Annotated in this window: 16 protein-coding genes; 12 read left to right on the top strand and 4 right to left on the bottom strand. The window is 50.2% G+C overall.

The window, feature by feature from the left end; all coding sequences use genetic code 11:
* Positions 1 to 8: 8 nt before the first annotated feature.
* The 10 genes from C3F13_00110 (at position 9) to C3F13_00065 (ending at position 10,252) form a co-directional block, all read left to right on the top strand.
* Positions 9 to 974 carry a hypothetical protein gene (locus C3F13_00110; protein PWB56866.1) on the top strand — a complete coding sequence of 322 codons (966 nt, stop codon included), beginning with the start codon at positions 9 to 11 and terminating at the stop codon, positions 972 to 974.
* Complete coding sequence (locus C3F13_00105; GenBank protein ID PWB56865.1) at positions 962 to 2,464, top strand: phytoene desaturase; 1,503 nt, start codon at positions 962 to 964, stop codon at positions 2,462 to 2,464. The genes C3F13_00110 and C3F13_00105 overlap by 13 nt, the downstream gene beginning before the upstream one ends.
* 271 nt (positions 2,465 to 2,735) lie before the next feature.
* A complete protein-coding gene (locus C3F13_00100) occupies positions 2,736 to 3,506 on the top strand; it encodes a hypothetical protein (GenBank protein PWB56864.1) in 771 nt (256 codons plus the stop codon).
* A 58-nt stretch (positions 3,507 to 3,564) separates the two neighbouring features.
* On the top strand, positions 3,565 to 4,875 hold the full coding sequence (locus C3F13_00095) for a hypothetical protein (protein ID PWB56863.1): 1,311 nt from the start codon (positions 3,565 to 3,567) through the stop codon (positions 4,873 to 4,875).
* 12 nt (positions 4,876 to 4,887) lie between these two features.
* On the top strand, positions 4,888 to 6,162 hold the full coding sequence (locus C3F13_00090; protein PWB56862.1) for an MFS transporter: 1,275 nt from the start codon (positions 4,888 to 4,890) through the stop codon (positions 6,160 to 6,162).
* Between the two features lie 68 nt (positions 6,163 to 6,230).
* On the top strand, positions 6,231 to 7,643 hold the full coding sequence (locus C3F13_00085; GenBank protein PWB56861.1) for a deoxyribodipyrimidine photo-lyase: 1,413 nt from the start codon (positions 6,231 to 6,233) through the stop codon (positions 7,641 to 7,643).
* Positions 7,579 to 8,007, top strand: a complete 429-nt coding sequence (locus C3F13_00080) for a PPOX class F420-dependent oxidoreductase (protein PWB56860.1) — start codon at positions 7,579 to 7,581, stop codon at positions 8,005 to 8,007. The genes C3F13_00085 and C3F13_00080 overlap by 65 nt, the downstream gene beginning before the upstream one ends.
* 1 nt (position 8,008) lies before the next feature.
* Positions 8,009 to 8,803, top strand: a complete 795-nt coding sequence (locus tag C3F13_00075; protein ID PWB56859.1) for a tryptophan-rich sensory protein — start codon at positions 8,009 to 8,011, stop codon at positions 8,801 to 8,803.
* Positions 8,800 to 9,783 (top strand): alpha/beta hydrolase, encoded by a 984-nt coding sequence (locus C3F13_00070; GenBank protein ID PWB56858.1) that lies wholly within the window; start codon positions 8,800 to 8,802, stop codon positions 9,781 to 9,783. The genes C3F13_00075 and C3F13_00070 overlap by 4 nt, the downstream gene beginning before the upstream one ends.
* On the top strand, positions 9,776 to 10,252 hold the full coding sequence (locus C3F13_00065; GenBank protein PWB56857.1) for an alkyl hydroperoxide reductase: 477 nt from the start codon (positions 9,776 to 9,778) through the stop codon (positions 10,250 to 10,252). The genes C3F13_00070 and C3F13_00065 overlap by 8 nt, the downstream gene beginning before the upstream one ends.
* Before the next feature lie 144 nt (positions 10,253 to 10,396).
* Here the strand turns inward: C3F13_00065 and C3F13_00060 are convergent, their stop codons facing one another.
* The 4 genes from C3F13_00060 to C3F13_00045 form a co-directional block, all read right to left on the bottom strand.
* The gene (locus C3F13_00060; GenBank protein ID PWB56856.1) at positions 10,397 to 13,144 is read right to left on the bottom strand and encodes a hypothetical protein; all 2,748 of its coding nucleotides are present in this window, start codon (positions 13,142 to 13,144) and stop codon (positions 10,397 to 10,399) included.
* A gap of 507 nt (positions 13,145 to 13,651) precedes the next feature.
* Positions 13,652 to 14,968 (bottom strand): hypothetical protein, encoded by a 1,317-nt coding sequence (locus C3F13_00055; GenBank protein PWB56855.1) that lies wholly within the window; start codon positions 14,966 to 14,968, stop codon positions 13,652 to 13,654.
* A gap of 272 nt (positions 14,969 to 15,240) precedes the next feature.
* Entirely contained in the window at positions 15,241 to 16,035 is a 795-nt protein-coding gene (locus C3F13_00050) for a hypothetical protein (protein PWB56854.1), read from the bottom strand.
* A gap of 59 nt (positions 16,036 to 16,094) precedes the next feature.
* The gene (locus tag C3F13_00045) at positions 16,095 to 16,457 is read right to left on the bottom strand and encodes a hypothetical protein (protein ID PWB56853.1); all 363 of its coding nucleotides are present in this window, start codon (positions 16,455 to 16,457) and stop codon (positions 16,095 to 16,097) included.
* Positions 16,458 to 16,749: 292 nt separating this feature from the next.
* Between C3F13_00045 and C3F13_00040 the strand changes: the two genes are divergently transcribed.
* Positions 16,750 to 18,528 (top strand): oligoendopeptidase F, encoded by a 1,779-nt coding sequence (locus tag C3F13_00040; protein ID PWB56852.1) that lies wholly within the window; start codon positions 16,750 to 16,752, stop codon positions 18,526 to 18,528.
* Positions 18,525 to 20,345, top strand: coding sequence for a hypothetical protein (locus C3F13_00035; protein PWB56851.1), 1,821 nt, complete (start codon positions 18,525 to 18,527; stop codon positions 20,343 to 20,345). The genes C3F13_00040 and C3F13_00035 overlap by 4 nt, the downstream gene beginning before the upstream one ends.
* The last annotated feature ends 16 nt before the right edge of the window (positions 20,346 to 20,361 follow it).

Genomic DNA, 20,361 nt, shown 5'->3' with positions numbered 1-20,361 from the left:
CCAGAAATATGTTAATTTCCATCTTTCCTAATAGCTCTTCAGATGAAGGGGAAAAGCAGCATTTAGCTGCCAGGATCACCAGAGTTGCCAGCAAGCAGACCTATTACACCCTGCGCTGGCTGGCAGACAAAGATCGCTTGCAGCGGGCCTTCCGTGCTTACGCTTACTTTCGCTGGGTGGATGACTGGCTTGACTCGGAGACCGGCACTCAGCAAGATAAACTCGCATTCGTCGTGCATCAGCAATCATTGCTGGATGCTTGTTATCGAGGTGAACCTCCTGCTATAACCAACCTTGAAGAGCAGATGCTACTGGACCTCGTGGATAGTGATCCCGATAGTGAAAGTGGTTTATCGATTTATCTACATAACATGATGCAGGTGATGACATTCGATGTTGACCGCCGTGGGCGGCTGATCTCCCAGGCAGAGCTTGCAGAATATTCCCAGGCACTTTCCCGGGCCGTCACGGAGTATATGTTCTACTTCTTTGGTCATGATCAGCCACCACCCCAGGGACCAACACGGTACCATGCGGTGGTCGGCGCCCACATGGTGCACATGCTGCGTGATATGGTGTGTGATATTGATCTGGGTTACTATAATGCCCCGCGTGAAATCCTATCATCGGAGGCACTTGCCCCGGAGGATTTACATAAACCCGCAGTCCGAAGGTGGATTTATGAGCGCGCCAGGCTGGCACATGAGTATTTTGAGACAGGCAGAGCATATGTGAGTACGGTGAAAAGCTTGCGCTGCCGCCTGGCAGGGTTTGCTTACCTGGCCCGCTTTGAATGGATGTTGAAGGCAATCGAGAGGAACAAATATTGCCTTAAGGCTGATTATCCTGAAAGGAAGAAATTTAAAGTCTTCCTATGGATAGCCGTGTATGTCATCAAAGCTTTGCTGCGCATACGTTGGAGAACGACTGAACCGGTGGAGATATTCACTTTATCGGATCAATGCGAGGAATGATGAAATCCAAATCTGTGGCTGTCATTGGGGCGGGGGTGGGGGGCATCTGTGCGGCAATCCACCTGGCGTCACAAGGCTTACATGTGACTGTGTTCGAGAAGAACCCTCACCCAGGTGGGCGTTGCGATTGGATCGAGCTTGAGGGGCATCATTTTGATACTGGCCCGACCTTGATGGTCATGCATCAGGTTTATGAACAAGAATTTTCTGCATTGGGCACTCCCATGCAGGAATTGTTGGACTTGCAACATGTTGACCCAAGCTATCACCTTGTTTTCGATGATGGCAGCCAGCTGGCCCTTACCTCGGATATGGGCTCGCTTCAAAAACAGCTTGAATCGATCGAGGCTGGCGCTTATAAGAAGTTTGTTCGCTACCACGCAGAAGGGCGACGGCATTATGAGCTTGCCATGCGAAAGCTGGTGGATCGCGATTTTCGCCGATTTTCTGATTTTTTCTGTTTAAGCAACTTGCCGCTCATTTATCAGGTTAAGCCTTTGGTGAAGCATTATGACCACATGTCGGCTTACTTCAAGAACCCCAGATTAAAGGCAGCCTTTTCATTCCAGGACGTTTACATGGGTCTGAGCCCGTTTGACGCTCCGGCAACTTTCTCATTAATGCCATACACTGAGCAAGAGCATGGTGTGTGGTATCCCCGAGGGGGCATGTACAGCATCGTGGAAGCCCTAACTACCCTGGCACGCCAGGCCGGGGTGGAATTTGCCTTCGATACCACCGTGGAAGGCATTCGAGTAGAGAACGGACGCGCTTCCGGGCTTGACCTGGAACACAACCAGCATATCAGGCCGGACGTTATCCTGGCCAATGCAGATCTTCCATACATTTACAATAATCTCCTGCCAAAGAGCGCCATGGCAGAGAGAATCTTGAAAAAAAAGTATTCCTGCTCAGTGATCAGCTTCTTCTGGGGTGTGGATAAGGTCTATCCCACCCTGAGCCCCCACACCTTATTCCTTGTGGATGATTACCGCCAAAATTTTAAATCAATCATTGATGATCTGGATATTCCAGATAATCCCAGCTTATACATCCACGCCCCAAGCCGCTTGGACCCTTCAATGGCGCCTGCAGGGCAGGACACATTAATAGCCATTGTGCCTGTCGGGCATTTAGATGAAACCAACGATCAAGACTGGGAAAACCGCACCGACCTGGCGCGCAAGCATGTCTTTCACCGCCTGGCTGGGCTAGGGATCACAGACCTTGAAGCCCACATTAAATGCGAGACCACCTTCACGCCGTTGTCCTGGAGGAAGCGTTACAATCTGGTGAAAGGTTCCACGCACGGCTTATCGCACAACCTCACCCAGCTGGCATACTTCCGCCCCGCGAACAGGCACTCTACTTTCCGAAACCTGTACTTTGTCGGTGCCAGCACGCATCCGGGCACGGGGATGCCAACTGCGATGATCTCAGGCCGGTTGGTAGCCAGGCGCATCCTGGATGAGCTTGGTGGTCTGGATTGAAAGTATGGCGAATATCGATGATCAGCACGCCATAATCAGCTAGCGGGCTCTCCCCATAACAAAGCGATTTTATTAGCTGTTCGGAATTGAGCAGATTCCCTGTGCACTGCATAGAGAATATATGTAATTCTGAATTAATCATCCGCAATACCTTGACAATATCTATACAATATGTTACTATTGGCAGATAAGTCAATATCCGCTGTCAAGTGCACAGAGAAATTTGCAATTGATAAGCTGGATACCAAAAATTAATTTCGAGGAGATAAAAATGGACATCGAAAAGAAATTCAATGGTTTACGCCGGTTTAATCTTGGAATGGGTTTTCTGCACTTGCTGCAGGGCATCCTCATGATCGTGCTAAGCAATGATACTGCTTATCCCATCTACACCAATTTTCTCAAGTTTGATGTGAGCCAGATGGCTCTGGTGCCTGATCCAAAAATTGCCTTTGAATTGCGTTTTGGCCCCGCCGTGGCAGCCTTCTTACTTATTTCAGCTGTGGCACATTTTTTCCTGGCTACCGTTGGTAAGAAGCTCTATAAATCCAACTTGATGAAAGGAATGAACCCGGTCAGGTTCTATGAATATGCGCTTTCTTCTTCGTTGATGATCGTGCTGATCGGGATGCTGGTTGGCATCTATGACCTGGGCGCTATCATCCTCATTTTCGGCGTCAATGCGATGATGAATCTGTTTGGGATCATGATGGAGCTACATAACCAGACCACACAGAAAACCAACTGGACTTCCTTCATATATGGCTCAATCGCTGGGATCATCCCCTGGATTGTGATTGTGCTTTATTTTGTCGGATCGCTGGCTGGTGAAGGTGGAGAGCCGCCTGCTTTCGTTTACGCCATCATTCCGACCCTGTTTGTCTTTTTCAACATTTTTGCAGTAAATATGGTTCTGCAATATAAGAAAGTCGGTCCGTGGAAGGACTATCTCTTTGGTGAACGTGTGTATATCGTCCTGAGCCTGGCTGCCAAGACTGTTCTGGCATGGATTATCTTCGCCGGGACCCTCGCACCGGTTTAGTCGGCCGAGCATTCGGGAAATTGACCTGCAGCAAACTCTGTAGAGCAGATGAATTCCTATGCCTGACAGCACACCAATCTACAACCTTAAGGCAGTGATGAAAGAAGTCGGTTTGAGCGCAGCTACCTTACGGGCCTGGGAATTTCGTTATGGTCTCCCCAAGCCACAGCGAACTGCCGGGGGTCAGCGTCTGTACTCCCGGCAGGACATCGAAATGCTCAAGTGGCTGGTGGCACGGCAAAACGAGGGGCTTAGTATCAGCCATGCTGTGGAGCTATGGAAAAGCCAGTCAGCTACAGAACAAGCTGCTCCAGTAGTGGGTGATGGGCAAGTGTTACTGCCTGGTCCTGGGCAGGATGTGTTCGATGAGCTCTGGCAAAAATGGCTCGCTGCCTGCCTGGCTTTTGATGACCTGGCTGCCAATCGCATCCTGGACCAGGCGTTTGCTCTGGCTGCACCCGAGACGATTTGTGTTGAGGTGCTGCAAAAAGGGCTGGCAAAGCTGGGCCAGCTCTGGTATAACGGCTCACTCAGTGTGCAACAAGAGCATTTTGCCTCGGCGATTGCTCTCAGGCGATTGAATAGCTTGCTGGCTGGCGTGGTGCCACCTTCACGCCCAGGGCGGATTATCGCCGCCTGCCCACCTGCTGAGGCCCATGACTTCAGCCTGCTATTGGTCACCTACCTGCTTCGCAGGAGTGGCTGGGATGTGGTCTTCCTTGGCTCCAACGTACCACTCCAGGATCTGGATATCACCATGCAAGTTGTTTCTCCAGCTCTGGTTGTGTCTGCGGCTCAAACGCTCAATGCTGCTGCCTCCTTGCAAATAATAGCTGAGTCACTCGCTCAGCAGGGAGTTCCACTGGCATATGGTGGCGGTATATTTGTCACAACGCCTGAGATAACTCACAGTATCTCTGGCTATTACCTTGGAAGCGAAATCTTGCAAGTTCCACAGCAAGTCGATCGCTTGCTGAAAGTATCCACTCAGATACTTAGTGCCCAACCAATATCGACTGAATATTCCCGTGTTGTGCAGCTATATAAAGAAAAAAAAGCCCAGATAGTGAGTATTGTCAATACCGATTTGCGTATCAGACAGCTTGATCCGTTTCTGCAAGAGGCTGCCGTGGAGGATCTAAGCAAGGCGATCGAGTCAGCCTTAACCCTGGGAGATATCAATCTCCTGGATAAAACGTCTGACTGGCTCAATGGTTTATTAATTAATCATGGCTTTCCGCTAACCCTGCTCCAGCAGCTATATACTGCCTACCAGCAATCACTGCAACGCGCCCTCCCTGGTGAGGCGACCTTGATCCTAGCGTGGCTTGAGCGTCAGCTGCGCCATGATGATCTAGCAAGTAGATAAATTTCCTGATTATTGAGGTTCCCCTTGAAGAGTAGCCGGCTGTTGACGATATTTTTAATCGTGTTCATCGATTTATTAGGCTTCAGTATTATCCTGCCACTGTTGCCATATTACGCTGAGACATACGGAGCAACACCTTTTATAGTAGGCTTGTTGGTGGCTTCTTATGCCGCTGCCCAGCTGTTAGGAGCCCCACTGCTTGGCAGGTTATCGGATCGTATCGGACGTAGACCAGTTCTACTGATGAGTGTGGCGGGGACATTCATAGGTTTCCTCTTATTGGGCCTGGCTGATCCGCTAGGAAACTATCTGGCTGGATTGATCAATCCTGCTGCAGCCAACATCATTATCCTTGGCATTTTGTTTTTCAGCCGCATCCTGGATGGATTGACCGGGGGGAACATCACCGTCGCTCAGGCATATATCACCGACGTCACAGATGAGCAGAACCGGGCAAAAGGGCTGGGGATGATCGGGGCAGCCTTTGGGTTGGGGTTTATTATTGGGCCAGTTGTTGGAGGGTCATTAAGTCAGTATGGATATAGCCTGCCAGCTTTTGTCGCTGGAGCGATATCGCTTCTCAACCTGGTGATGATCTTTCTATTGTTGCCCGAATCGCTTACACCCGAACGGCGGATCGCTGAATCCGCTCAAAGGCGTCCACCTTTCACCTTCAAAGCTTTGCAGCAAGCCCTCAACCGCCCCAAGGTGGGTCCGCTATTGCAATTGCGTTTCTTCTTTTCGCTGGGATTTGCCACATTCCAAACCGTTTTCACCCTGTTCACCCAGGGCTTGGGGTTAAGTGTTCAAACAACGAGCTATCTGCTGGCTTTTGTCGGGTTAATGGCTGCGATCGTCCAGGGAGGGTTGATTGGCAAGCTGACCAAGCGCTTCCGGGAGAATTGGTTGATCATCACCGGTTTATGGGTAATGACTGGTGCTTTACTAGTCTGGGCATTCACCAGCCAGTTGTTTGGATTGGTGATTGTGATCATCCCCCTGGCACTGGCCGGTGGTGTGTTGAACACTGTCATCCAGAGCGCGATCACCAAAACGGTTACCCGCCAGGAAGTGGGTGGTTTGCTCGGAATTGCTACCTCGATTGAATCGCTCACCCGCGTGATTGCTCCCCTTGCAGGTAGTTACCTGCTGCAAAGCCTTGGATTATGGGCACCTGGTGTTTTCAGCGCCCTGCTGATGGGTTGGGCGATCGTGTTAGCATACTTGCGTATCGTGAGGCCTTCTCATCAAGCGACAATGGAGGCTAGCCAGAATGCAGTTGAATGAGCTTTAGTAGCTGGCATCTTGTCGAAGTGCTTGAAAAAATTGTTTTTTGTTGAAGGGATGGTTCCTTGATGAGTGTAGCAATCTGGTGGATCCAGCGTGACCTGCGGCTGAGTGATAATCAAGCCCTGTCGGCTTCCCTGCGGCAGGCAGATATCGTTATCCCTCTTTTCATACTTGATCCACGTTTGCTGAACGCTGCACATGCCAGCCATGCCCGTACTGCATTCCTCCTGGATGGATTGCGATTGCTGGATGCCGACTTACGCCAGCGAGGCAGTGCTTTAATTGTAAGGCAGGGTAATCCCATCGAAGAGCTTCAGCGTGTTTTCCGTGAGGCTGGCGCTTCGGTAATCCTCGCTGAAGCGGACGTCTCACCCTATGCCCGGCAACGTGATAGCCGTGTGCAACGTGAGCTGCCCTTAATTCTCACTGCGGGTGTTACGGTTTATTCACCGCAGGAACTGCTGAAGCCAGATGGATCGCCATACACCGTGTTCACGCCTTTCAGCCGCAAGTGGAAGAGCCTGCCACTGCCAGGCGAGCCACTGCCTGCACCTGACGCTATGGTTCCTATGCCTGCCCTGCAAAGCCTGGATATTCCAACTTTTGCCCCTTCTCATACCCAACCAAATTTCATTGCTGGTGAAAAGGAAGCATTAGATCGCCTTGGATCATTCGTTGACGCTGATATCTATCATTATTCCCAGACGAGGGATCGCATGGATCTTACCGCCACTTCAGGGCTCTCACCGTACCTGCGGTTTGGAATGCTCTCAGCCCGGCAGGCGGTAATGGCTGCTCGAAAAGCCTGGGAAGTGTCACCAGATACCCTAAGCCGGAAAGGAGCAGAAGCCTGGCTGAATGAATTGATCTGGCGTGAGTTTTATGCCGGCATATTGGATCATTTTCCCCATGTGCTCCAAACATCCTTTCGGCGTGAGCTTGGCCGTATCCCCTGGCTTGAAGATGAAGCCGGCTTTCTCGCCTGGTCGCAAGGACGCACAGGCTACCCCATCATCGATGCAGGCATGCGGCAGCTCAATACCCATGGATGGATGCACAACCGGGCGCGCATGCTCACAGCTTCCTTCTTAGTTAAAGACTTGCTGATCGATTGGCGCAGAGGTGCCGCTTATTTTATGGAGCATTTAGTAGATGGTGACCCGGCTGCCAATAACGGTGGCTGGCAGTGGACGGCTGGGACGGGTACCGATGCTGCGCCATACTTCAGGGTTTTCAACCCTGTGCTGCAGGCCAAGAAATTTGATCCAAGTGGTGCATATGTTCGCCGCTGGGTTCCAGAACTATCGGCTGTACCCGATGAATTTATCCATGCTCCCCAGGGTATGCCAGCCAACCTGCAAGCGCAGGTAGGTTGCGTGATCGGAAAAGATTATCCAGCTCCAATCGTTGACCATGCAATGGCAAGGCAGCGAGCCCTGGAAGCATATCGAAGAGGAAAGTATGAGCAATCCATATAAACCATTTGAGAAACAGAAATACATAAACCTGGAAACCTTCCGGAAAAATGGTGTGGGTGTCAGAACCCCAGTCTGGTTCGTCCAGGAGGGTGATGTCTTGTACGCCCGCACGATCGCAGATTCCGGCAAAGTGAAGCGAATTCGCAATAGCGCTAAGGTCAATATTGCCCCATGTAAAATGGACGGTGCCTTGCTGGGTGAGTGGGTACCTGCATTTGCCCGTGAAGTGAGCGACGCTGAGCTTGACCTGAAAGTTGACCAGTTGCTAGATAAGAAATACGGCCTGCTGAAGAAGCTATTTTCCCTGCGTGGTAATTCTTCGGACCAGAAATACACTATACTAGAAATGAAAGTGAGTGAATAAAATGAAAAAAGATATCTTTCGGCAGATTGCAGTCGTCCTTACCGTGGTGGCTACCATCACGGTAAATGCCCTGGCGAATATCCTCCCGATCAATGGCCAGAATACCGGTACAATCTCTGATCGCTTTAATGTCTATTTTGTGCCTGCCGGTTATGTGTTCTCCATCTGGGGGTTGATCTACCTTGGGTTGATCGCCTTTGCGATATTCCAGGCTCTTCCCTCCCAGAGGCAAAATCCCCGCTTACGCAGCACAGGTTGGTGGATCTCATTGGGAGGTCTTGCCAATATCATCTGGATCTTCCTGTGGCACTATCAGAAATTCCCCCTGACCCTGGTTGCCATGCTGCTCCTGCTCGCCACTTTGATTATCACCTACCTGCGGTTGGGGATTGGTCGTGTTAAGGTCTCGCCTGCTGAACGATACACTACCCATCTCACTTTCAGCATCTACCTGGGATGGATCACTGTGGCAACCGTCGCCAATGTCACCAGCTTGCTGGATTATCTAAAATGGGATGGTTTCGGGATCAGTGCAGTAGTCTGGATGGGCATCGTCCTGGCAGCAGTCTTTATCATAGCAGGTATGATGAATTTCACCCGCCGGGATGTTGCCTATACCGCGGTTATTTTGTGGGCTCTGGCAGGCATCGCCGTTAAATTTGAAAACATCTCGGCCGTTGCTATCCCAACCTGGATCACCTTCGTATTGGTGGCTGTCACTTTGTTCGTGGCCTATTTACTTCCCAGGCGACCATTGGAAGACATAACGACCTTACCGACAACTGGAACAGCATGAAACGCCTGATCAAGCATCCTGGCGCCCTGGCCCTGGCAGGCGGCCTGACCTTGCTGCTGGTTGGTCCTCTCCTCATCCCTGTGCCTCCCCTGAAGGGCACCTTCAAGCCACGCGACCTGGCGGATGACGACTCGGAGTTTATCCAGCTCAACGGATTAGACATCCACGTCAAAAGAGCCGGGCAGGGCGAGCTGGTGTTCGTGCTGCTGCATGGTTTTGCAGCCAGCCTTTATTCATGGCACGCCGTCACGCCTGCGCTATCCCAACTGGGCAAGGTGATTGCCTATGATCGGCCGGGGTTTGGATTATCTTCCCATCCGCTTGTCTGGAAAGGGCAGAACCCGTACAGCCTTGACTCCCAGGTTGCTCTGCTGCATAGCCTGTTGGATCATTTTGGGATTCGGCAGGCCATCCTGGTGGGTAATTCAGCGGGTGGAACGTTAGCCATGCAGGCCGCCCTGGCTTATCCGGAGCGGGTCTCGGCTCTGGTCCTGGTCGACCCGGCCATTTACCACGGTATGGGTACGCCTGCCTGGCTGCGACCTGTGTTAACCACCCCGCAGATGCGCCGTATGGGACCATTATTCACCCGACAGGTTCTCACCCGTGGTCGTGATCTGCTCAAACTGGCCTGGCATGATCCAGACCAGATAACTCCAGAAATGGAGCAGTTCTATCAAAAGCCATTTAGAGTGGAGAATTGGGATAAAGCGTTGTGGGAGTTCACCCTCGCCAGCCAGGCTTCCAATTTATCAGCGCGCCTCAATGAGATAAGCATGCCGGTTTTAGTGGTCACTGGCGACGATGACCGTATTGTACCGACAGCCGACAGTGTGAAACTTGCCAAAGCTTTACCGAACGGAACGCTGCATGTCATCGGCAACACCGGGCATGTCCCCCACGAAGAAAAGCCCCAGGCATTTATGGACGCAGTATCTCAATTCATCTCTAATCTGACTCAGGAGAATATTCATGCCTAGAGTACCAATCAATGCACCTGCACCTGATTTTTCACTAAAGAGTTTCAATGGTGAGACTATTCGGTTATCAGATTACCGGGACAAATCTATCGTCTTGTTGGTGTTCAACCGGGGTTTCATCTGACCATTCTGCAGGCAGCACATGGCGCAGTTGCGTCAGGACTACCAGCAATTTACCAGTCGAAATATTCAGGTGATCGTAGTTGGACCGGAGGACGCCAAGGCATTCGCTTCCTATTGGAAGGAGAATGACCTGCCATTCATTGGTTTACCGGATCCAAAGGCAAGTGTGCTCAAGCTTTACGGGCAAGAGGTCAACCTTTTTAAGTTAGGCCGGATGCCTGCGCAGGTGATCGTAGACAAAGCAGGGGTGGCACGCTATGCCCATTACGGCCATGACATGTCTGACATCCCATCGAATCAAGAGGTCTTAGAACTGATCGATCGTTTATCGATAGAGCCCGGGTAACTTTTTCGGCAGTTTCTCAACCTCAGGTAGGGAGGTTTAATTTTGCCACCTTCAAGGTCGCATACAAGAATCTATCAGGTCACAGGTAAAAAGCATCACGCCTATTAGATAGAGAGAACCGCTAAAATCCGTTGCAACAGCTACTTAGCGGATGCTTTCTCTGAGGGATTCCAGAGTTAGCATTATCGTATTTTCAAGCGGCATGTTCTGACCCTCTGTGTGTCCGCTGATCCATAGCTTGTCATCCATTAGAGATTTCGTATCAGCTATTGCCTGTTCATAAAGCTGCCTTGTATTGATCCAGACAAATAATCCAGGTTGATTGGAGTATGTAGCGCAAGTCCCGCAAATCCGGGCAGCTAAAGCCAGCTGTATCTTATTTTCTGGCTGGCTCATCCTTGCGATGAGGGCAGCTGCTTTTACCAACCCGATGACCAGCGCTCGCAGATTCCCAAAGGTTTTGGCAAGCTGGAGTGCTTCGAGAATATATCCACCCGCTTGTTGGAGGTTGCCCTGTAAGTAGACGACATGTCCCAGGTCAATCAGTGTCCATGATAAACTCCAGCGGTCGCCAGTTTTTTGCAATACCTGTGTGATCTCTACCAGCTTTAGATAGGCGGAGTCAAGCTCTCCGTTCATCATCTCAACCTGTGCAGATGACATAAGCGCGGGCATGAGGCACCAAGGATCGCCCTGCTGTCTGGCAATCTTGATACTTTCGTTGTGATATTGTTGGGCAAGGGCAGTGTCATCCTGGAATAAGGCAATATCACCCAACCAGGACAAAGAGACTGCCAGGTTCCACAGATCGCTTATTCTCCTGAATATCTCCACGGCTTCTTCAAATGATTCTGCGGCCCGAGAAAGATCGCGCATTGCTGAAGCAATGATGCCTCTTGCCATGAGGGCGATACCCATCAAGGGTTCATCATGGAGCTTGCATATCAATTCGAGGCTCTTGTCAACAGATGCTGTGGCCGTTGCCTGGTCACTTTGCGCTCGGTTGAGCAGTCCTCCAAAAAGCAGCAGGCCTGCACGAATTCTGTCAGACGTTGAATCGTCGCATAAGGTTAACATCCGGTCGCACCAATATTGGCCTTCGGTTATATAACCGCAGATGTGCCAGAACAGGCCCACTTCGATGACGATTTCCTGCCCGATTTCAATGCAATATCCGGTCGTACTTATCCAGTCCAGGGCACTGCGGATATTCCCGAATTCACGTTGCATCTTGCCCTGCCACCACTCCCTTTCCTTGGAACGTATGCGAGGCTCAACATCTTTTACGAATTCAAGGAAGTATTGAGCAAATTTCTCATGAATGACCAGGTATTCGTCACAGGCATCCAATTGCTCAGCTGCATACGCACGGATAGTGTTGAGCATTCCAAAGCGGGGTTCATCATCTAATCCCTGTATTTGAATCACCAGGTTATTGTCAACCAGAGAAGATAACCTATCGTCTAATTGGGGGATCAGGTCATTATTTATGTCGCATACCTTTTGAATTGCCTCAAATGAACATCCATCGGAAAATACAGCCAGCCTCCTGAACAGGGTCTTTTCTGTCTCATCGAGCAGGTGATAGCTCCAATCAATCGCGTTGCGCAGTGTACGATGGCGCTCAGGGAGATCGCGTGTCCCGCTGGTTAATATCTCGAAGCGATGATCAAGCCGGGCAAGAAGGGCTTGGGGAGGGAGAAGCTTGATCCGAGCAGCAGCCAGCTCAATAGCAAGCGGCAGTCCATCGAGGCGGTAACAGATTTCGGCCACGGCTTGCGCATTTACCTTCGTCATGGTGAAGTCGGGGTTCACTGCCCGTGCGCGTTGAATGAAAAGCTCAGCTGCAGCATATTGACTTAAATCGGTGATTTCACCAGGGTCTCTTACTACTGGGATCTCTAAAGGCAGGACAGGAAGCTCCCTCTCGGCTCGCAAGCGTAGAGGCAATCGACTGGTTGTGATACATTTGAGCCTGGGGCATTTCTCGAGGATTTCGGCTACGTGGGGTGCCGCATCTACCACTTGCTCGAAATTATCCAGGATTAAAAGCATATTCTTGTCTTGGAGGTATTCACCCAGCATCATTTCAATCGGTTGACTTTCAGGTGTATCCCTGATCCCAAATGTCTCCGCAATGGCGGAGATGACTAATTCGGGATCGATAATAGGTTCTAATCTGACCAGGTATACGCCATCAGTGAAATGGTCAAGCACGTTCAAACCGATTTGTATCGCCAGGCGAGATTTTCCAGTACCACCTGCACCGGTCAACGTGATTAGCGCGATATCTTCCTGCTTGAGCAATTCACAAATTGAAGTGAGCTCTTTCTCACGCCCGGCGAGGGGGTTGCGTGGAACAGGTAAATTGGTAGGCGGATGAACTATACTCTTGAGGGGGGATATTTCTTTCGATTGCCTGGCTTCAAATCGCTCGGTGAGCATTAATGCCAGGTCGTTCTGCACAAGTTCCTTGAGTTCAGCAGGTGAAGAAAAATAGGTGTAGGAGCTTGAATTATCGTTCCGGATTCGATCAAGCAAGGACCCAAGGGCGGGCTCGCGCTCTGCTGCCGGCGTCTTTATGTAGATTAACCTGGGTAGCTTAGCTGAGAGATTATATTCGTCTTCCAAGCCCGAAATATTCATATCCGGGGCTACCCAGCCATAGCTCTGCCAATATATACCAATAAAAATCTGGCTCTGTGCCAGATAGGCCTGATACAGCTCCTGTGCTGGATGGGGGCGTGCGCCCGATTCAAACATAACGGGAGAAAGGCGTAGTTTGAGGATTGACTGGCGGACCGCTTTACGTTCATCTGCCAGCTCTTTTAGTGTAGAGCTGACAAAAACCCGTAAATGATAATCGGGAGTACGAATGATCATTGCCGCCATTCTATATCGGATTACTCGTGAATATCCTATAAATATATTATGATTTGATTAAATATTGCCTAAAACATATTAACCTTCGAGGGATTCGGAGCGACCAATTGCATACCATCTGCTAGTAGATATTTGCAGAATTCTAGTGCATATGATGTCTATCGAGGATTGTTTTATTCCACAAGCTGAGATAAACGAGGTCCTTTGATGAAGGCTTTGATAAAGAAATAGATATAGCTAAGTTTTAGTTCTCTGGGTTTCAATATGGGAAAACTGTCACTTTAAATTAATTGACGACGTCCATCTTGATTCTCTTTCTTTATTCCGTCTGTTTATATAAATCCATTCGAATTGCTGGAATATAAGAAATGAACAGGTACGAATTCAACACCAAGTCATCCACTTTTTCCTTGTTTGACCCCCGTCCAGTTTGTCATGTTGCGATGCTCTACCATGAGATAAAAATGCAGGCCAGTGGGGATTTCCCAGTTGGCCTGCTGGATATAACCTGTTACTTTATTTTGAATGCGGGCCTGGCCCAGCAGGTTGGGTCAGGTGGCAGACAGTGCACTCACTCAGCGTTCCGGCGTGCCCTTGGAGCTGCACGAACTTGATCGCATCATTCGGCTCACGGCTGGTGGCGATGGCATGCGTGCTATCATGGCAGGCTTCACAATAGATGCCACCATGCCCCTTTGATTGGCGGTATAAGGCTTGGTCTTGGTTGAATTGCTGGGTAGCGGTAGGAGTGTGGCACCCTTCACAGCGAGGCTCGTTAAGCCAGGGATTTGAGTTCTGGGCTACCTTAGCCATCCCGCCATGGCAGTCGATGCAGTTCATCTTGCGATTTGGATCCAAGGGGGAGGGGACGTTGAGCGACATGGCATCCCGCAGGCACTTGGTCGTTGGTCCGGGATGGCAGTTGTAGCATCCATCACTGGTATCTGGGACGGCCTCAGAATGCTGCTCATGCATGGCGTTGGATAAGCTGGGAACACCTGGCACGCCTGACATGCCCAATGCGTTCGAGCTGTGACAGCGGGCGCACAGCACTGGCCGGCTGTTGAGCAGGTTGGTGTTTTCTTCGTGGTCATGATAAGCCAGGATATTAAGCTCGGTACGTGGCTGGTTACCACCCGGGTCCTTGCCAGTAGCATGGCAGTTGTCGCAATGCATTTCCGTAGAGACTGGCGCCACCACCGTCAGGGTTGCCAGGGCTTCGCTGGTGGCAATGTCATAAGCTGTAATCTCCGCCAGCTGGTACGGGGAGGGATTGTTAAGATCACTATCATTGAATTCTGTCAGCGGGATACCTTCAGCTACAAAATGATCCGCATCCAGATCCATCACATCTGCCAGACCTTTGCCCTTCAAACCGACGTTATCTGGCAGGTTCACCCCAAACAGCTGGGCAGCATAGGTCCAGAAGTCAGATTTTGTGGAAGAAACCGTGTTGTCAGGGAACCTGTATTGAACCCGGATGCCCTGGGTGACGATCTGGGGAGGATCTCCGCGCAGGATCACTTGAGCCCAAAGGTTATTGTACGGGGGAAGCACAGCTAAATCCTGGAAATACCGGTTGTAGCAATGCATACCCAGGTCATTCCAGCCCAGGATAATGTAGCTGGTTTGAGGTATTGAATGCTGTTTCTGGACCAATGGTAAATATATCGTCGTAGCCAGTGTCACCTGGTCAGAACCAGTATCTGAGGCGCCAGCCAAGCTCAAGGATGCCATGCTGGCTGAGAGTAAAACAATGGTAATCAGACAGAGCACGATTAGTCCAGCATGCCTGGTAATTTTCGATCGGTTTGTAGCCAGGAAACTGCCCATAGCACCCCTCCCCGTATGGCGGTATTCAATTCTAACTAATTTTATAACATGGCGATAGACCAATAATATCCTGTAAATATTAAAGCAAGATTAATGTTGCGGGGAGATTTCTGATCGAGTTTTTTCAGATATCTTGGTGGGTCAAGGTTCTATTTGCGGAGCTAATTGCTACACAATCCGTCTATGATTAAGTCTGGTTGGATATAATAATCAATTCGAGCTGTTAATGCAATTAGGACTTTATGGATGGCCATTAAAAGGTCCTGGGGTGACTAAGGCCACGGGATCGGCACCGGGTCGGTATAACCATGTTTTTCCACGGTGTATAGCAATCCATTGGAAGCCTGCGAACAGGTTGTTTCATCTGTGAATGTATAAGTTGGCTCCATGGTTGCCACAGCCATCCACACCAGGTTGCCATTCTGGCAGAGATTAGCCTCAATCATATAGCCGCGATCGTCGTCCTCCGTCATGTTGACCGGTTGCCACGAAACGGTCACGCTATCGCCATTGCGCACTGCGGAAACGCCGGTAGGTGGGCCATACAGGACAGATTCGGGCAAGCGAACAGGCGCCATATAAACTGAGAAAACATCCCCTTTGACCTCGACAACTGAGGTGGAAATCCAACATTGGTATTTAATATTGTCCGGTTGAATCCATAACCAGGTGCCCGAATCATTTCGGCCCCACACTGTAGCAGTATCGCCTGTGTACATACCCCAGGCGTAGAGATAGGCTGTTCCAGGCCCGTAACGGCAGTTTGCCTGCATCTTCACCGTCAGGGTTGGCAGCGAATAAGTTGGCGAAGGTGTGATCGTAGGGGTGAGGGTCTGGGTGGGGGTGAACGTCCGGGTTGGGGTCAGAGTCTTGGTGGGTGTCACTGTGGGGGTCGACGTGTTTGTTGGCGATGGAGTGTATGTATGTGTGGGGATTAAGGTATAAGTTGGTGTTTGGGTGAGTGTACTAGACGCAGTTGCGGTTGGTGATGAAGCCACAGAACTACATGCGGTAACCAGTAAAGCTGTCAGTAAGAAAAAACTCGTGAAGAATAAGCGGCGTTGCACAAGCCCTCCAAAAACAGGGTGATTGAGGTGGGTTAAAATGCTTTTTTACGTGATTGACGTTAGCAAGTGACGTGGAACAACCCGATGGTCTTACCCTTGGCTTTGTTCCAACTTGTGATCGCCTCAGGTGTGGGGATAAGCTTCACCTTACATTTTCTCTTGGAGAAATAATCTTCCGCCTCCTCCGACAGCTTCAACATACCCGATTGACCCGAGCCGATGACAATTTTTTCAGCGCCTTTTTCATAAATGAATTCTGCTTCGGCCAGTGAAAGCGTGTGTGAGGTGCCGAAAACTTCTTTGGAGAGTTTCTTCCTTCGTTTTACTACGCTTCCATCCAGACGGATTAGAATGTCATTCTCAAGCTTCTCTCCATTTACGGTGATTGATCCAAAACTGGTCTTGTTGATTTTGGGTTTCATAGGTACCAATATATCATATAAATTATTCAGAAATCAGGCGTAGTTTTTCCTCTCGTATGGGCACTTGCCATAATTCCTAGTAAAATAAACTTGGGTCAAGGGCTAAAGAATATATTCATCGAAAAACTGAATAGCGTCAGGTGGTTTGTGAAGAAAATCGGTATGTCGCTTCTGGACCTGTATTAAAAAGCAGGAGGCATAGGTACGAACGATTGTTCCTGGCACATGTTTCAAATCACAGATTTCCAATGAGAGATTCATCATTGGGAAAAATCCTGATTCGGATAGACAAATGACAAGAACACATAAAACGTCTCGATGGAGTTTACAGGAATTGCTACCCGAAGGCCCTGAGCAGCTGGATGGACTTCTCGACCAAATCGAATCCTGTGTCAGAGAAGTTGAATTGTATCGCGATCGCCTCTCCAACGATTTAGCTGCCTCGGAATTCCTCACCTTGCTGCATAAAACTGAACTATTAAGAGAGCTCACCGGTCAGGTGGGCGGTTATGCGTACCTGGGTTTCGCAGAAGATACTCAAAACCCGACGGCCTTAAGCCTGCGTGATCGCATTGAGCAAGTGCTTACCGGGGTACAAAATCGCACCTTGTTCTTCAGCTTGTGGTTTAAAAGCTTATCAAACGAGGTGGCCGATAAATTTATCGCAGCAGCGGGTGAATTATCTTATCACCTGATCTCCATACGCCGTTTTAAACCTTACACGTTAACTGAGCCAGAAGAAAAGATCATCAATCTCAAGGATGCTAATGGTGGAGAAGCGCTGACAAAGATTTACGAAATCCTCACCAATGGTTTCATTTTTAATTTGGAAGTGGATGGAGAAGTAAAACAGTTAACTCGAGACGGGTTGAGCCAGTATTATCACCATCCATCACCCCAGGTGAGGGCTGCCACATACAATGAGCTGTATCGGGTGTATGGTGGCAGCAAGGCAGTGATTTCCCAAATCTATTTCAGCCTGGTCCGCGATTGGGGCAGTGAAGCGGTGGAGTTGCGGGGTTACCCGAGCCCGATCTCGGTCCGTAATTTTGGTAATAATATCCCCGACCCGGTGGTAGATGCCCTGCTGGAAGCCTGCCAGAAGAACACCTTGCTTTTTCAGCGTTACTTCAATCTAAAAGCCAGACTGCTGAAAATGGACAAGCTGCGACGTTATGACATCTATGCCCCTATCGCCAGCTCGGAAAAGACAATTGAGTTTGGCACTGCTGTACCGTTGGTTCTGGATTGTTTCAACCAGTTTTCGCCGCAAATAGCTCAAGCAGCCTCACAAGTGCTTGAGAAGTCTCACCTTGATTCACAGGTACGACCTGGAAAGCGCGCGGGCGCATTTTCCTACGGCGTGTCGCCAAAGTATATTCCCTGGGTTTTGGTCAATTATAATAATTGCATCCGTGACGTCACCACCCTTGCCCACGAGCTTGGTCACTCGGTACACTCCATCCTGGCCAGTCACCACTCGGTATTTAACTTTCATGCCCCGCTGCCACTGGCAGAAACTGCTTCTGTATTTGCCGAGATGCTGGTGACCGACCGATTGCTGCAAGGGGAACCTGATCCAATTATCAAGCGCGACCTGTTACTGACCTTCCTGGACGATGCGTATGCAACGGTCGAGCGCCAGGCGTATATATCCATTTTTGAGAGGCAGGCGCATCAAAGGATATTGGCCGGCTGTACCAGCGATGAATTGGCAGGCTTATACTTGAAAAATCTGCAAGAACAGTTCGGCGATGCACTCGAGCTTTCCGATGAGTTCGCCTGGGAGTGGCTCACCATCCCGCACATTTTCAATTCTCCGTTCTATCCGTATGCATATAGCTTTGGGCAACTCCTGGTACTGGCGTTATACCAGCAGTACCTGGCTGATCCAGGGAATTTTGTGCCACGCTATATCAGGTTGTTATCATACGGTGGTTCCGCTGAGCCTCAAAAAATGCTTGAAGAAGCGGGTATGGATATTACTTCACCCATTTTTTGGCAGGGGGGCTTTGATATCCTGCAGGATAAATTTGAGCAGCTTGAGATGATCACTGGAGGTGACCAATGAGCACGGATACCGCATCGCTCACCGGCAAGCCAAAATCGCCATTTATCGTCTTTCGTCACAAAAATTTTACACTGATGTGGACCGGGCAGCTGGTGTCCACCATTGGCAGTGCCCTTACCTCGCTGGCAGCTTCAATCCTGGTATACCAGCAAACCAATGGGTCCGCCCTGAGCGTAGGGCTGATGTTGATGGCTACGGCTGCTCCCAGCCTGCTGGTCGGGTTGATCGCCGGGGTATTCGTGGATCGCTATGACCGGCGAAAGATCATGATTATTGCTGACCTGCTCAGGGCCGTGTTGGTTTTCCTGATCCCCTTCCTGGTACCTTACAGCATTGTCTGGCTGTATGTGATCGTGATCCTGACAAGCACGGTTGGGCAGTTCTTTGACCCGGCATATGAGAGTGTGCTGCCCGAAGTAGCGCCTGATGATGAGCTGGCCGCGGCCAATTCACTCATGGCCATTAGTACTTTCGGCTCCACTGCAGTAGGTTTTGCTGCTGCAGGTTTGATTGCAAGATATGACATAGCCATTGCTTTTTATATTGATGCCATATCTTTTCTGATCTCTGCAGGATGCATATTATTCTTACGCGTGCGCAAGCTGGAGATTTTGGATGAGACTTCGGTAAAAGTGGTGTTTGCCAACCTTAAGACAGGCGTCACTTATCTGACAAAAAACCCTGCTTTGCGGTCGATATTCCTGCTGGCCATCCCCATCGCGGTGAGTTTTGGCCTGGCTAATTCGTTGTTGTTGCCATTCGCTGAACGCGCATTAGGTGCCACCACTTTTGAATATGGCATCCAGGAAGGACTCACCTCAGTCGGGTTTGTTATCGCCAGCCTGTTGATGGTTGGCTACTTTAGTCGCTGGCGTGAAGGCCAGTGGATGGTGGTGGGGTTGTTTGGGATGGGGATGGCAGCTTTGGTCTATTCATTTTTGCACTCTGTTGCACTGGCGATTGCTGTGCAGATGATCTCTGGTTTTATGAATGCACCCTATTCCATTGCCAGGCGAGTGTTGGTCCAGCGTAACACAGCAGCCGAGATGCGCGGGCGGGTGGCCAGTGCCTTCTTCGTCTCCTCCAACGCTTTCTTCCTGATCGGCATGGCTGCTTCGGGGTTGGCTGATATCATCGATGTACGTGTGCTGTACCTCGTTGGCGCGTTTATCACCTTGGCTTGTGGTATTTGGGCACTGGTGCTGCCAGGTATTGGTCAGCCAGCTGCCGAGTGGCGTAAGGCCCTACAGCTACTTCGCAGTGCACCGGCTGCTGCCCCACTTGGGGTAAGGCGGGCCGTGCTGCCTTCAGATGTCGACTTGCTGGTTGGCCTGATTCCCTCGCTGGGAGGATTATCACGAGCAGACCGCGAGCGAATCATCACCCAGGGTTCGGTATTAGAAGTAGAAGCTGGCACCCGGATGATGAGTGCTGGCGAGGTGGGTGACCAGGCATATTTTGTCTTGAAAGGTAAGGCTGTAGCTGGAATCGCAAGTGAAAGCGGTGAATACCACTCACTATCCAGTATGACTCCCGGAGATTATTTTGGTGAGATCGCGGCCCTCACCGGGGCTGCGCGCACTGCGGATGTGGTAGTAGAAGAAACCTCCCTCTGCTTGGAGGTACCAGCTTCAATATTGCGGGTGATGATGGCTCAAGCGGATTTCAGCCGGTTGGTGCTTTCCCGCATGTCGGAACGCCTCGCCCGCACAAGCATCCACGAGCTGCCGCGTACGGTAGGCATCTCACCTCAGGACGCGCGTGAGCTACAGCAGGAACCGGTAGACCTAAAACAGGCAGAAATCATAGCAAGTTAAACCAGTGTTTGAAGGA

This window comes from Anaerolineales bacterium (assembly GCA_003105035.1).
Lineage (GTDB): Bacteria > Chloroflexota > Anaerolineae > Anaerolineales > UBA4823 > FEB-25.
Note: the sequence above shows the minus strand (reverse complement) of the source record. Positions and strands in the feature narration are given on the sequence as shown.